This is a genomic window from Sediminibacterium sp. (assembly GCF_019264485.1).
In the GTDB taxonomy this organism is placed as follows: Bacteria; Bacteroidota; Bacteroidia; order Chitinophagales; family Chitinophagaceae; genus Sediminibacterium.
This window is the reverse complement of the sequence record NZ_JAHVAA010000011.1, coordinates 674,135-687,789: the sequence shown is the minus strand read 5'-3', so window position 1 is coordinate 687,789 and position 13,655 is coordinate 674,135. Positions and strand designations below refer to the sequence as shown.

The 13,655-nt window shown below is 40.5% G+C and carries 14 protein-coding genes and 1 other RNA gene; 10 read left to right on the top strand and 5 right to left on the bottom strand.

Features of this window, described 5'->3' with window-relative positions:
* Positions 1–13: 13 nt before the first annotated feature.
* A complete protein-coding gene (locus KXJ59_RS09220; protein ID WP_295203595.1) occupies positions 14–577 on the top strand; it encodes a sigma-70 family RNA polymerase sigma factor in 564 nt (187 codons plus the stop codon).
* Positions 577–933, top strand: a complete 357-nt coding sequence (locus KXJ59_RS09215) for a hypothetical protein (RefSeq protein WP_295203593.1) — start codon at positions 577–579, stop codon at positions 931–933. The genes KXJ59_RS09220 and KXJ59_RS09215 overlap by 1 nt, the downstream gene beginning before the upstream one ends.
* A gap of 8 nt (positions 934–941) precedes the next feature.
* Here the strand turns inward: KXJ59_RS09215 and KXJ59_RS09210 are convergent, their stop codons facing one another.
* On the bottom strand, positions 942–1,439 hold the full coding sequence (locus tag KXJ59_RS09210) for a cupin domain-containing protein (RefSeq protein WP_295203591.1): 498 nt from the start codon (positions 1,437–1,439) through the stop codon (positions 942–944).
* 9 nt (positions 1,440–1,448) lie between these two features.
* Positions 1,449–1,880: a polymer-forming cytoskeletal protein gene (locus KXJ59_RS09205; RefSeq protein WP_295203588.1), complete on the bottom strand. Its 432-nt coding sequence runs from the start codon at positions 1,878–1,880 to the stop codon at positions 1,449–1,451.
* Positions 1,881–2,094: 214 nt separating this feature from the next.
* On the opposite strand from KXJ59_RS09205, the gene KXJ59_RS09200 reads away from it, so the two are divergent.
* Complete coding sequence (locus KXJ59_RS09200) at positions 2,095–2,706, top strand: polymer-forming cytoskeletal protein (RefSeq protein ID WP_295203585.1); 612 nt, start codon at positions 2,095–2,097, stop codon at positions 2,704–2,706.
* A 258-nt stretch (positions 2,707–2,964) separates the two neighbouring features.
* Positions 2,965–3,337: a transfer-messenger RNA gene (ssrA, locus tag KXJ59_RS09195) on the top strand.
* Positions 3,338–3,394: 57 nt separating this feature from the next.
* Here ssrA and rseP read toward each other — a convergent pair.
* Together rseP and KXJ59_RS09185 are read right to left on the bottom strand one after the other, a co-directional pair.
* The gene (gene rseP / locus KXJ59_RS09190; RefSeq protein WP_295203583.1) at positions 3,395–4,747 is read right to left on the bottom strand and encodes an RIP metalloprotease RseP; all 1,353 of its coding nucleotides are present in this window, start codon (positions 4,745–4,747) and stop codon (positions 3,395–3,397) included.
* Positions 4,748–4,819: 72 nt separating this feature from the next.
* Positions 4,820–6,004 (bottom strand): 1-deoxy-D-xylulose-5-phosphate reductoisomerase, encoded by a 1,185-nt coding sequence (locus tag KXJ59_RS09185; protein ID WP_295203580.1) that lies wholly within the window; start codon positions 6,002–6,004, stop codon positions 4,820–4,822.
* 185 nt (positions 6,005–6,189) lie between these two features.
* Between KXJ59_RS09185 and KXJ59_RS09180 the strand changes: the two genes are divergently transcribed.
* The gene (locus KXJ59_RS09180) at positions 6,190–6,936 is read left to right on the top strand and encodes a DUF6498-containing protein (protein ID WP_295203578.1); all 747 of its coding nucleotides are present in this window, start codon (positions 6,190–6,192) and stop codon (positions 6,934–6,936) included.
* A 26-nt stretch (positions 6,937–6,962) separates the two neighbouring features.
* Here the strand turns inward: KXJ59_RS09180 and KXJ59_RS09175 are convergent, their stop codons facing one another.
* A complete protein-coding gene (locus tag KXJ59_RS09175) occupies positions 6,963–8,462 on the bottom strand; it encodes a GH3 auxin-responsive promoter family protein (RefSeq protein WP_295203575.1) in 1,500 nt (499 codons plus the stop codon).
* Positions 8,463–8,735: 273 nt separating this feature from the next.
* On the opposite strand from KXJ59_RS09175, the gene rplU reads away from it, so the two are divergent.
* From rplU to KXJ59_RS09150, 5 genes are all read left to right on the top strand, one after another.
* Positions 8,736–9,041, top strand: a complete 306-nt coding sequence (gene rplU / locus KXJ59_RS09170; RefSeq protein ID WP_295203573.1) for a 50S ribosomal protein L21 — start codon at positions 8,736–8,738, stop codon at positions 9,039–9,041.
* Positions 9,042–9,094: 53 nt separating this feature from the next.
* Positions 9,095–9,361, top strand: coding sequence for a 50S ribosomal protein L27 (gene rpmA / locus KXJ59_RS09165; protein ID WP_295203571.1), 267 nt, complete (start codon positions 9,095–9,097; stop codon positions 9,359–9,361).
* 73 nt (positions 9,362–9,434) lie between these two features.
* The gene (locus tag KXJ59_RS09160; protein WP_255415860.1) at positions 9,435–9,563 is read left to right on the top strand and encodes a hypothetical protein; all 129 of its coding nucleotides are present in this window, start codon (positions 9,435–9,437) and stop codon (positions 9,561–9,563) included.
* 96 nt (positions 9,564–9,659) lie between these two features.
* Positions 9,660–11,333: a DNA polymerase/3'-5' exonuclease PolX gene (locus tag KXJ59_RS09155; protein WP_295203567.1), complete on the top strand. Its 1,674-nt coding sequence runs from the start codon at positions 9,660–9,662 to the stop codon at positions 11,331–11,333.
* Between the two features lie 99 nt (positions 11,334–11,432).
* Entirely contained in the window at positions 11,433–13,634 is a 2,202-nt protein-coding gene (locus tag KXJ59_RS09150; RefSeq protein WP_295203564.1) for a TonB-dependent receptor, read from the top strand.
* Positions 13,635–13,655 lie beyond the last annotated feature (21 nt).

Genomic DNA, 13,655 nt, shown 5'->3' with positions numbered 1-13,655 from the left:
GCTATTTTAAAGCGTGCTTTCAGAGAAATATTCACATATCAGCGATAACGAATTACTGGAACGTTTTTATGCCGACGGCAAGAATGAATGGCTGGGTATTATATTAGAACGCTATACTTTTCTGTTGCTGGGTGTTTGTATGAAATACCTCAAAAATGAAGAAGAATCGAAGGATGCTGTACAACAGATTTTTTTAAAAGCCATTACAGAACTCGGTAAATACAAGGTAGATTACCTGAAAAGCTGGCTTTATATGGTTGCTAAAAACCACTGCCTGATGAAGCTGCGCGACAAACATATAATTGTACCAGCCGATGAACAGAAAGGCCTCACATCGCAGGAATCGGACAAAGAATCGCTGATAGAAAAAGAAGTGGCACTCACTTATCTGGAAAAGGCACTCGAGGAATTGAACACGGAGCAGAAAACATGTGTAACTTTATTCTACCTGCAAAAAAGAAGCTACCAGGAAATTACCGAAGAAACCGGGTTTACCTTATTACAGGTAAAGAGTCATATTCAGAACGGGAAAAGAAACCTCAAAATTTTGGTTGAAAAGAAAATGAAACAAGCCTGATGACCGATTTGCAAGACATATTACATGAGGAGGATGGCGTAAAAAATGACGACCTGCTTCGCTATCTCGAAGGCAATGCTTCGCAAGAAGAACGTTTTGCCATCGAGAAACAAATGGCAGATTCAGATTTTATCAATGATGCTGTAGAAGGGTTACAGGGTTTCCAGGATAAACAAAAACTGCAACAATATGCGGCACAGTTAAACCTGCAGTTACGCAAACAAACTTCCAAAGACCGCAAACGAAAACTCAGGAGAAAATTAAACAGCCAGCAATGGACCCTCATTACCATTGTTACCATCCTATTACTTTGTATACTCGCTTATTGGGTTATACGTCTCTATCAGTATAAATAACCAATTACTTACCTGCACAAACGCTGAATTATTTCACTGTGTTGAGGGAACTGTTGAGCAAGTGTGTTACTGTCTGCCAGTTCAAAATCTGCAAAATCGAATGCGGGTGCAACTGTACACCCCACAAAGGAAAAACTACCACCGGAAGCTGTTTCAGAAGCAAACCAATAGCCTGCCGGTACTACATACTGATACACGGTACCCGGCTTGTTTCCCAGGTAAATAGTTGTTAGCTGTCCGCTGGGTGAAATCATATGTACACATAAAGTATCCCCTGCGTAAAAATGCCAGCATTCATCGCTTTTAATACGATGAAAGGCAGAGAAATTACCCTGCACCAGTAAAAAATAAATCGCTGATGAATGAAACCTTTGTCCCGTAAAACGTTCGGGTAAAGCCTGTTTTGAAATAAATTCAGTTGACCGATAGGTTTCTTTATAGTACCCTCCTTCCGGATGAGGTATCAAACCAAACTGTTCAATCAATTGCTGTACGGTAACTTGCATGTACAAAGATCAACTAATAAGGATCAATTTTTGTGGCAATGAGAAATACTCATTTTTAATTTTTTCCAGGTTCTCTTTTTTATTAAAGAGTTCATAATACTCATCGATATTGATATGGGTATTTTCCTTGTTTACATATACAGGTCCGGAGACTGAACTGTTGGATTCATTTTCAAACAAAGCTGTTCTCACAACGCCGTTAACTGTGGCCTCTTCATTTAACTTGCATTTATTTTTGCAGATTACATTGCCGTCAATTAATCCCCCTATCACTATTTCATGACAAAGTATATCGCCACTCACCGTAGCTTTTCGGTCTATAATTACTTTGTTATTGCAGAAAATAATACCCTTGAAATCGCCTTCAATACGTATGGGTGAAACGGTACGGATAATGCCAAAATAAAAGCCTCCTGACACTACCTGTACGGCTGGGAGCATAGGCTCTGACTTGCTTTTTTTAAGGAAAAACATAGGAGCGGATATGGTTTTATGAATAATTGGACGTTTAAGATAGCCAAAATATGTGGTTTATCCGCCATTCTACGCCTCTCTGTAAATGTTTACAAATAAATAATAATTTGTATCTTGACCCTCAAACAGATAGCAGGCCTTAGTTTTGTATCCTTGTTATCCGTCAATTAAAAAATAAACCATGAATAAGTTCAGGGAACAATTACTGCACGACCCCAATGCCGGTTTCGGTACCCAGTCTTTTCCGGAAGACAAACAATTACTCATTACACGGTCAACCAATGTTTCAGGTGTACTGGATTCTGAGAATGATATCATTCTTGATGGAAATTTTAATGGTGTGCTGTACAGCAAAAAAACTGTTCACATTACTCCTACCGGTGTTATGACAGGTGTGATCATTTGTAATGACATTAAAGTGGAAGGTGAATTTGAGGGTTCTGTCTATGGTTTAAGGGTTAACCTCTGTAAAGATTCTGTTTTAAAAGGAAACATTCATTGTACCATCATTAATACAGAGATGAACCAGTATGTAGATGCCAATATCAAACTGATCAGTCTGGAGACCACTGCTTTTGAAACCAGTTCTATGGACCTGTTCTCACACCTGAAAGAAGTGTTTGGCAAGAATAACAAAGACAATAATTACCTGAATATTTTCAATGAAAAAATGAATCAGGTAAAACCATCTAATAAATTCTACCACCAGACCATTTATGTGGCTCCGAATCCTCCACCTAATAACCCGTCAGCTGACGGTAATGTCACAGACCTTGATACGGATGAATTTTAGTCAATAACCGAATTGTAATAAAAAAGGGACTTTATAAGAAGTCCTTTTTTTATTACATGCATACCGCATCGGTAACAGAAGATACTTTGGATTAAAGCAATCGGTAACCCATTCAGACTTTTATTTTCAGGATGTATACAAATCTAGCCGGGATAACACTAATGGCTTTGTGGGTAATTCTCTTTTAGGATTTAACTTCTGCATTATCGAAATCGAAAGAAATCTACCGTTGAAAAATGGTAACTTTGCCAACTTACCGGGGTCGTACTGGTTTTGACAGCATATGGTACGGTTGGTGTAAGCATGCAGTGCGTTGGATAATTAGCACTTTAATCTGAATATTCAAACTTCAAATGGCAATACACAGTATGCCATGGCTGCCTAATCAGTGATTAGATAGTCATTTGGGCCGCTGCACAGGTTGATCTGTTACCAGGTGCCGCCGCCGACTCAAAATAAACACAGGTTGCTGCAACAGAAGGCTGTGACTGTTGCTTAAGACCATACAGCTAAGTGTATTGTTGGTTTGTTCATGTCCGGCAGTACACCGACAATTAATCATGAAATAAGCATGTAGAAAGCTAATGGTAGCGATGTTTGGACAGGGGTTCGACTCCCCTCGACTCCACGAAAAACCCCTACAGAATTGTGGGGGTTTTAATTATTTAAAGTGTTGCTTCTAAGATGCTTATTTAAACAATCTCCAGAAATCCAGTCCCAGCGCATAAGCCATCAATCCCAATAAAAGAATCATTCCGGCCATCTGTGCATATTCCATGAATTTGTCGCCGGGTTTGCGTCCGGTGATCATTTCGATTAAAGTGAATAAAGCATGCCCCCCATCCAATGCCGGTATAGGTAATATATTCATGAAAGCAAGCACTATGGAGAAAATACCTGTCAGTGTCCAGAAACGCTGCCAGTCCCACTCACCGGGGAATGTGTTACCAATACTGATTACACTACCCAATGAATCATTTACATCCTGTTTACCTGTAAACAATTGTTTGAGTCCGGTAACATAACGATCCAGCGTTTCCCAGCATCTGCTAAAACCTTCCGGGATGGCCTGCGCCAGCGTGTATTTTTTCTCAACGGTACCAAATATTGTCAGTGGCGATACGGCAAAAAATCCAACCTTGCCCTTTTCATTCACCAGTACTTTTACTTTGGCTGTATCCGTTCCACGTAATACAGTAAGAGTTATAATGGAGTCAGTATAATTTTTCACCAATTGCTGGTATTCATGGTAATATGTAATCGGGGTTTCATTGAGTGCAATCAGGGTATCGCCTTTCAATAATTTACCATTGGTGAATACAGCATCTTTTACTGAAACACTGTCAACGATAGCAGGATAGCGCGGGATAGCCATGCCCCCGGTTTTTCGGTTCTTTACCAATTGTTTGGTAAACCCTTCCGGTACACTTAATGCCCTCACAGTGCCATTACGCTCCACCAGTATGGTTTGTGCATCATTTAACACCATTTCTGATTCGAGTGTAGCAAAGTTTTCCAATGGCTTGCCATTGATACCCACAATTTTATCGCCATCCTGTACACCGATTGACCTCGACAGCGAATCAGCATGCACACCATACTTCAGGTTTTTTACCGGCAGGTATTCATCTCCCCACATCCAGGTAATACCAATAAAAATTACAATGGCCAGCAGTACGTTTACTACTACACCACCAATCATGATGATCAATCTTTGCCAGGCTGGCTTAGCCCTGAATTCCCATGGCTGCGGGGGCAGTTTCATCTGCTCCTTGTCCATGCTTTCATCAATCATACCAGCGATTTTTACATAACCGCCAAAAGGCACCCAGCCAAGTCCATATTCTGTTTCACCTTTCTTTTTCTTCCATAGACTGAACCATGGATTAAAGAAAAGATAGAATTTCTCTACTCGACATTTAAACCAGCGGGCTGGTAAAAAATGTCCGAGTTCATGTAAGATGACTAAAATGGAAAAAGATAAAATGAATTGTCCGGCCTTAACTGCCACACTACCCCAGTCAATTGCTAATAATGTCATACAGATTTACTGATTGTTTAGATAATGATACCTCATTTTCGTGCAGTATATTGGTGTGAAAATAGGTAAAGATTACATGTGAATCAAAGAAGCGGCGAAGTTACGGGCCTCTCCATCGCTTTCAAAATACTCTTCGAGTGTTGGTTTTTCGATAAAAGTTGTTTTCTGCATGGTTTGCTCTACCACTTCGGTCATATCGAGAAAGCCAATCCTGTTACGAAGAAAAGCAAAAACGGCTATTTCATTGGCAGCATTGAGTATACAGGGCATATTTCCACCCTTGTATAAAGCTTCTGTTGCCAGTGCCAGATTCCTGAAGGTTTTGGTATCGGGTTCCTCAAAAGTGAGGGTATTAGGCTTTCTGAAATCGTAACGGGGGAATGCATTAGGTATCCTCTGTGGAAAAGCCATCGCATACTGAATGGGTAGTTTCATGTCGGGAAGGCCCATTTGCGCTTTGATACTACCATCTTCAAACTGCACCATACTGTGAATAATACTTTGGGCATGAACCATCACTTCTATCTGATCGGGATGGAGGTTGAAGAGCCATTTGGCTTCTATCATTTCCAGACCCTTATTCATTAAAGTTGCAGAATCTATACTGATTTTAGCCCCCATGCTCCAGTTGGGGTGCTGTAAAGCATGATCTCTTTTTACATTTACAAGGAAATTGGGCTTTTTCCCTAAAAAAGGCCCTCCACTAGCCGTAAGGATGATTTTTTCTATTTTATTTCTTCCCTCTCCCACCAGACATTGAAAAATTGCGGAATGCTCACTATCGACCGGAATGATGGGCACTTTTTTTTCCATAGCCGTCCTCACCACAATATCTCCTGCTACTACCAATGTTTCTTTATTGGCCAACCCAATGGCTTTACCGTTGGAAATAGCCATTAATGTGGGTTTGAGACCTGCATAACCTACAATAGCTGCCAGCATCATATCATAGCAATCCATGGCGGCGGCTTCTATCAGCGCTTTTTCGCCGGCAAATACTTTTATATCAGTTTTACTGAGTGCTTCCTTTACCGTGTTGTATTTCCTCTCATCGCCAATTACAACTACATTCGGATTGAATGCCAATGCCTGTTTAATCAACAGTTCATCATTGGTTTGAGCGGTGAGTATCTCTGCTGTGAACAGGTCGGGGTTGGCCGCTATTACATCCAGTGCCTGTGTTCCGATTGATCCTGTTGAGCCAAATATGGCAATCCTTTTCTGATTCATAATATCGTTCCCGGTAGATGCGGGCATAGTTACACAATTTATGTCAAAAAAAGGAGTATGAACACTAGCCCTTCTTTCTTTTAACGGTTTAGATGATGATTCGTTTATAGCCTGTAGTATGCCTACTACAGCAAGACAGAATTGGCAAAACAGGTTTTACTCAAATATAAAATAGTAATAACTTCCAAGTATAATCATTGTCCGGACACTTTATGTACAAAACTTTTTTACCCGATTCACGCAATCTCTTTATCTGGCTGAACATGTTTGTGATGCTCGCTGGTTTGTTTTTTTTAGGATGGCGGCCAGTAATCATTGTCTTTGCCTATGTATTTGAAACCATCATTATTGGCATTATACACCTGTTCAAATTATGGATGGTTTACCGCTATGGTAATACCCAAAAAAATATAACTGTTTCAACAAACTCCAGGCAATTAAAAGGATGGGGAACGATACCCTTTTTTCTGGTACATTATTTCTTTTTCATTTTTATTCAATCCATTTTTATTTTTTCTACGGTCGGGAAGAATCTTCCGGGATTACCTTCAGACGGATTTAATATATGGGCTAACTACCTTTTTTTATTATCGCAGACCGATATGCAACTGGCTTTTGCATCGATTGCCATCACCAGCCTGGCGTATAGTATTCGTAATTTCTTTTTACCACAACGCTATCATGCATATACACTGACAGCTTTATTCATGCAACCTTATATCAGGATATTTGTACAACAAATGGTGGTTATACTAGCAGGGTTCTTTTTCATTTTTGGTGAAGGAGCAATGGCAGCAGCGGTATTATTGATACTCACCCGTTTTGTTTTAGACATGTACCTGCTTGCAGTAAAGAACAATCCCATTGTTCAGCAACAGTTTATTAATCGGATTACGCAAAACGGTAAATACAAAAACATCAATATTACCCAGCAGCAGATCGATTTGTTTCTCGAATAATGCTTAGTTTTTTGGAAGGGAATATCTTATAAATGATCCACAAAAGCAGTTAGAGCATCTGCCAGTTTTCTGTCGTTGCTTAAACGCGGCACTTTATTTTGTCCGCCCAGTTTACCTATAGATCGCATATAATCTATAAAGCCGTTTTTGCGAACTTTCCGAACTTTTAATGTCTGAAGAATATTGCCCCTGATGAGGTCATCATAGTATACATTTTTCAGGCGCAGGTTTTCCTCTGTTTTCTGAATAAAAAGCTGGAAATTTTCGGGTTCTTTTTCAAACTCAACAAACCATTCATGAAAACTTTTTCCTTCTCCCTGTTCAATCATCGGGGCTACTGTAAACTCTGTAATATGCGCTCCGGTTTCTATTGCTGCTTTTAATAATGCATATTCCACTTCTTCCCCAATTACATGTTCCCCAAAAGCAGAGATAAAATGTTTGGTCCGGCCACTTACAATGAGCCGGTAAGGGTCTAGGCTTACAAACTTTACTGTATCCCCAATATTATACCCCCAGAGCCCCGCATTATTATTAATGATAAGTGCATAGTTTTCGCCCAGCTTTACTTCTTTCAGACTGAGTCTGGTGGGGTTTTCATTAAAGATTTCTGCGGCAGGTACAAACTCATAAAAAATACCGCTATTGGTATTCAGTAATAATCCTTCTGCATCCTGCTGGTCCTGAAAAGCAAAAAAGCCTTCACTGGCAGGAAACAGTTCTATACTATCTATTTTTCTACCGATGCTTTCAAATAGTTTGGCGCGGTAAGGTTCAAAATTTACGCCTCCCTGTACCATTACGCTGAAATTGGGAAAGAGCTCCCCTACTTTTTTTCCGCTTTTTTCCATTAACCGGTCGAAATACATCTGCATCCATGGTGGTATTCCACTAATGAGGGTCATGTCTTTGTTAATAGTTTCTGCCACTATTTTATCGAGTTTGGTTTCCCAGTCTTCAATACAATTGGTTTCATAACCAGGCAGCTGGTTAGCGCGCAGATAACTGGGTACATGATGGTTAACGATACCGCTTAAACGGCCGGTGGGAATACCCCCCACTCTTTCAAGTACAGGTGAGCCGCTTAAAAAAATCATTTTACCACCGGCAAATGCAGTGTTTCCTGTTTCTGCCATATAGCAGAGCAGGGCATTTCGGGCGGTATTAATATGGTTAGGAATTGAATCTTTGGTGATAGGGATATATTTCACTCCGCTGGTGGTACCGCTTGTTTTGGCAAAATAAATGGGTTTGCCTTTCCAGAGTACGTTCTCCCTACCTTCTTTTATCCTTTCAATAAAGGGTTTGAATGCCTCGTAATCGCGTAGGGGTACGGTCTGCTGAAATGCCTGATAATCCGCTATGTCGCTGAATCTGTGCTCTTTGCCAAATTCTGTGGCTTTCCCAACTTTCAACAGTTGTTTCAGGATGGTTTCCTGATCGGCCAGGGCGTGAGTACTGTTTCTTTTGATCTGTTTATGGATATATTGGGCAAATGGTTTTGCCAACAGGGATTTCAGGTTCATATCGTTAGCAGGTCTTTACGACCTGCGGGCAAAAATAGACAGAAGTTCCGTTTAAAAGGGCTGAGCAGGTATATTATTATATCGATATGATTATCAATTAGATATAAAAATACCCGATCGAAATCAGTTTATTTTTTTGGTGAAAAAGGGATTAACTGAGCCAAATCAGCTCTTAATTTTGCTTTTACAGCACTGTGAATAAGATTTATTTCAAAAATCTTTGCAAAATTAACGTCCAAATCCCTACCTTTGCCGTCCTAATTTTGGATAGCTATGTTAGCAGTTGTAAAAATCGCAGGTCAGCAATTTAAGGTACAGGAAGGTCAAAGCCTGTATGTTCCTCACCTGCAGGGTAAAACCGGAGACAAAGTTGAATTTACCGATGTATTGTTTACAGACAATGCCGGTTCTGTTGCTTCAGGCAGTAGTGTAAAAGCTATTGTAAAAGCTGAAATCATCAGTGACTTAGTTCAGGGAGACAAAGTGATCGCCTTTAAAATGAAAAGAAGAAAGGGCTTCCGCAAGAAGCATGGTCACAGAACGCATTATACGCGAATCAAAATCGAAAGCATCGCTTAGTAAAAAACATACCCGGTATCAATTGAGTGATCCCGGTTCAAAAACAAATAACCATGGCACACAAAAAAGGTGAAGGTAGCGTAAAGAACGGCCGCGACTCTCAGAGCAAACGTCTCGGTGTAAAAATATATGGTGGTCAGCCTGCTATTGCTGGTAATATCATTGTTCGTCAGAGAGGAACTGTTTACCATCCTGGTAAAAATGTAGGTGTGGGTTCTGACTTTACTTTGTTCGCATTATCTGACGGAATCGTTGAATTCAGGAAAGGAAGAAACGATAAAACAACTGTATCGGTTGCACCCGTTGCAGAGACCGCATAAAAATTTTTTTTTGTAGTTACAAATAAGTTTTTATTTTTAATGTATTATTTACTAACCATTAAATCTAAAAAACATGGCAACTGCAAAAAAAGCTGCTAAGAAAGCTGCACCAAAGAAAGCTGCTAAAAAAGCTGCTCCTAAAAAAGCTGCTAAAAAAGCTGCTCCTAAAAAAGCTGCTAAAAAAGCCGCTAAAAAGAAGTAATCTTAGTTTAGCTTTAGCTAAAATAGATTTAAGAGTCCCGCCTAAGGCGGGACTTTTTTTGTGTTAACTTCACCCCTATTTCTTATTTTTTCCTGTATGACAAACGAAGCCATTGCCGCAAATTTCTCCCTTCTTTCCAAACTAATGGATATCCATGGAGACAACTCATTTAAGGCCAAATCCTATGCCAGTGCGGCTTTCAGCATAGACAAGCTGCCGATGGAACTCTCCACCCTTTCGCCTGATAAAATTTTCGCACAAAAAGGAATAGGAGAAAGTACAGGCAGGCGTATTCTTGAACAACTCGAAACAGGAACCCTTTCTGTGTTAGAAGAATATATAGCTAAAACACCAGAAGGCATTATTGAAATGTTACAGATCAAAGGACTGGGTCCGAAGAAAATTGCAACGATCTGGAAAGAACTCGAAATAGAAACACTGGGTGAATTATTGTATGCCTGTAACGAAAATCGTTTGACACTTTATAAAGGATTTGGTGAGAAAACGCAGAACAATATCAGAGAGTCAATCGAATTTTATTTCGGTTCTCTTGGTAGTTACCTCTACCAGCAAATGGATGGTTTTGCGGGAAAAGCGACCCAAAAACTCCAGGAAAGCTTCCCGGCAGCCATTTTTTTATCCACAGGTTCGTACAGAAAACAGGACGAAATTGTGCATATACTCGAATGGGTTACTACCTGCTCATCAGATCAACTGCTTGCATTTTTTTCAGCACAACAGTTTGAAATCATCACATCAACTGCCGATTACCTGTCTGTAAAATCAACCGATAATGTAAGTCTTGGTTTTTATTGCAGCAGCAAAGAACAATGCTTCAGTAAACTTTTTGAAACCAGTTGCAGTGAATCATTTTTATCTGCCTGGAAAAATATTACAGACTGGAAACCTGAACTGAATTATGTAACTGAAGAAGCTATTTTTGAAGATGCCGGCATTGCATTCATTCCTCCTTTCTTACGCGAAAAAGAAACCATTATTGAGCAGGCCCGCAATAAGCAGTTACCTGTTGTTATTGAACCCCATGATATTAAGGGTATCATTCATAGTCATAGTAAATGGAGCGATGGAAGTAATACCCTGGAAGAAATGGCCTTAGCTGCTATAGAAGGTGGCTTTGAATACCTCGTTATCAGTGACCATTCCCGGTCGGCTTTTTATGCAAGCGGACTTGATATTGACCGGGTATATGCGCAACATCAGCAGGTAGATGAGCTTAATGCGAAATTGGCCCCTTTCCGTATTTATAAGAGTATTGAGAGCGATATCCTGAACGATGGCAGCCTTGATTATCCCGACGAAGTACTGGCAGATTTCGACCTGATCATCGCTTCTATTCACTCCAACCTGAAAATGCCCGAAGAAAAAGCCATGATGAGGCTGATGAATGCCATCGAGAACCCTTATACCAGCATTCTTGGTCATATGACAGGCCGTCTGTTACTGAGCAGGAACGGCTACCCTGTTGATCATGCCAAAATCATTGATGCCTGTGCGGCCAATGATGTGGTCATTGAACTTAATGCACATCCCCGCAGGCTCGATATGGACTGGCGCTGGATTGACAAAGCGCTGGAGAAAGGTGTACTTATTTCCATTAATCCCGATGCACACTATATTGAAGGTTATGATGACTGCCGTTTTGGAGTTCTGGCTGCTCAGAAAGCAGGTTTAACCAAAGAACATAACCTGAGTAGTTTTTCAAAAGATGCTTTTGAAGCCTTCCTCGTGCAACAGCACGCCAAGAGATAGCATCTCTATCTGATTTTACGCATTCCGTAAATCGATTTCCCGATTCGGGCAATCCGGGGTTTCATCATTTCCGAATATTGCGCATCTAAAACAGTATGCATGAAAATCGGAAAGATGATTGCCTTAACGATAATGGCCAATTATGGATATGCCCAGAATCCTATATCACCTGTAAGTTCAGAAGATACCAGCAAGGTTGTTGAAATGCCACAAATACAAGTGGTATCCTATACTGACAGATTATTATCACGTGTTCCCGGTTCTGTTTTTGTTATAAGACAAAAGCAAATCCGGCAGATTGCTCCTGTGAGTGGTAATGATGTACTAAGAAAAATACCCGGACTGAATGTGGTGGATGAAGAAGGTGCCGGTTTAAGGATAAATATTGGTGTGCGTGGGTTGGATCCCGACAGGAGCCGGAATATACTGGTATTGGAAGATGGTATCCCTGTGGCATTGAACCCTTATGGGGAACCTGAAATGTATTTCACGCCTGTGATCGATAAAATGAAGACCGTGGAAGTATTGAAAGGAAGCGGTCAGATTCTTTTCGGACCTCAAACAATTGGTGGCGTGGTAAACTATATAACACAGGACCCTCCTGCAGAAGAATCAGCAAGGTTTAAAATACAAGGTGGGCAAAGAGGTTTTTTCAGCAGCTATGCGAGTTATGGCAAAACAGTAAATAACACTGGTTTTATCGTAAGCTACCTGCATAAAAGAGCCGACAACCTCGGTTATACCAATTTCAGGATACATGACCTGAATGCCAAGATCAAATTCCGGCTGAATGAAAAATCATTACTGGGTCTTAAAATGGGCGTGTACGATGAAATTAGTAACAGCACTTATATAGGTTTAACACAAACCATGTATGACAAAGGTGGCCAGGATTTTGTACTAATGGCCCCCGATGATCGTTTACCTGTTCGTCGTTATTCATTGAGTGCGACTCACCAATATAAAATAAGTGATCATGTTTCGCTGCAGACTACAGGTTTTGCATATACTACTACTCGAAACTGGCAAAGGCAGGAATTTACGGCTAATGCAAGTGCTCCTAATCAGACAGGTGTTGTTTGGGGTAATCCTTCTGTTGCAGGTGGTGCCATTTATATGTTGAATGCCAATGGTCACCGAAACAGGCAGTTTCAGGTAATGGGTATTGAACCTCAGCTAAAAGTAAATCACAGGTTGTTGAATGGCAGCAATGCACTGGTCATTGGAACAAGGTTATTGTATGAAAAAGCGGATGAACAATTCCTCATCGGGCGTAAAGCCGATGCCAGAGGTGGTGATCTGAGAGATGTAGAAGAGAGAACAGGTAATGCTTTTAGCGCTTATGTACAGAATACAGTTACACTCGATGACCGCTGGAGTTTTAATGCGGGTATCCGCCTGGAAAACTTTGATTACTCAAGAAGAATTTTGAGGGGTCGATTCAGGATCAACGGCGTAAACAATGTGGTTGCCGATACCAACCTGGTTACAAGCAATAATACTTTCAGTCTCATACCAGGCGCTGGTATCAGCTATAAAGCCGCAGAAGCTATCACGCTATTTGCTGGTGTTCATAAAGGTTTTGCACCCCCACGAACAAAAGATGCCATTACTTCCGACGGAATAGCACTTGATCTTGATGCAGAAAAAAGTATTAATTATGAAATAGGCACACGTATCGTCAAAGGAGATTTTTTAACTGCAGAGATCACAGGCTTTATCATGAATTTTGATAACCAGATCATACCGGTATCACAGTCAAGCGGCAATACCAATGCTACGGGTTTGGCAAATGGTGGAAGAACTAAACACCAGGGCCTTGAAGCAGCTATACAATTGGAAATGGGTAAATTACTAAAGAGTGTACATCAGTATTCGATTGGTGTAAATGCTACTTATGTGGAATCTAAATACTCGGCCAACAGATTTATTGGCTCGGGCACGAATGCCAAAAACGTACTGAACAATAAGTTACCCTATGCTCCTTCTCTGGTACTCAATTTAAATGCAGGAGCAGAATTTAAAAATGGTCCTGGATTTCGTTTTTATGGCACTTTTACCGGGGAACAATTTGCAGACGAACTCAACACAACAACCGCATCTGCCAATGGGTTAACGGGTTTAATTGGCAGTCGGTTTGTACTGGATGCCTCTTTCTTCTGGAACATTACACCGCAGGTTAATTTTACTTTATCGGGTAAGAATTTATTCAATGAGAGATATATCGTGAGCAGGAGACCAACAGGCATCAGGGTTGGGTTAGACCGGTTTATTTCTGCGGGATTGGAAATACAACTATAAATATTATTAACAAAAAAAGAA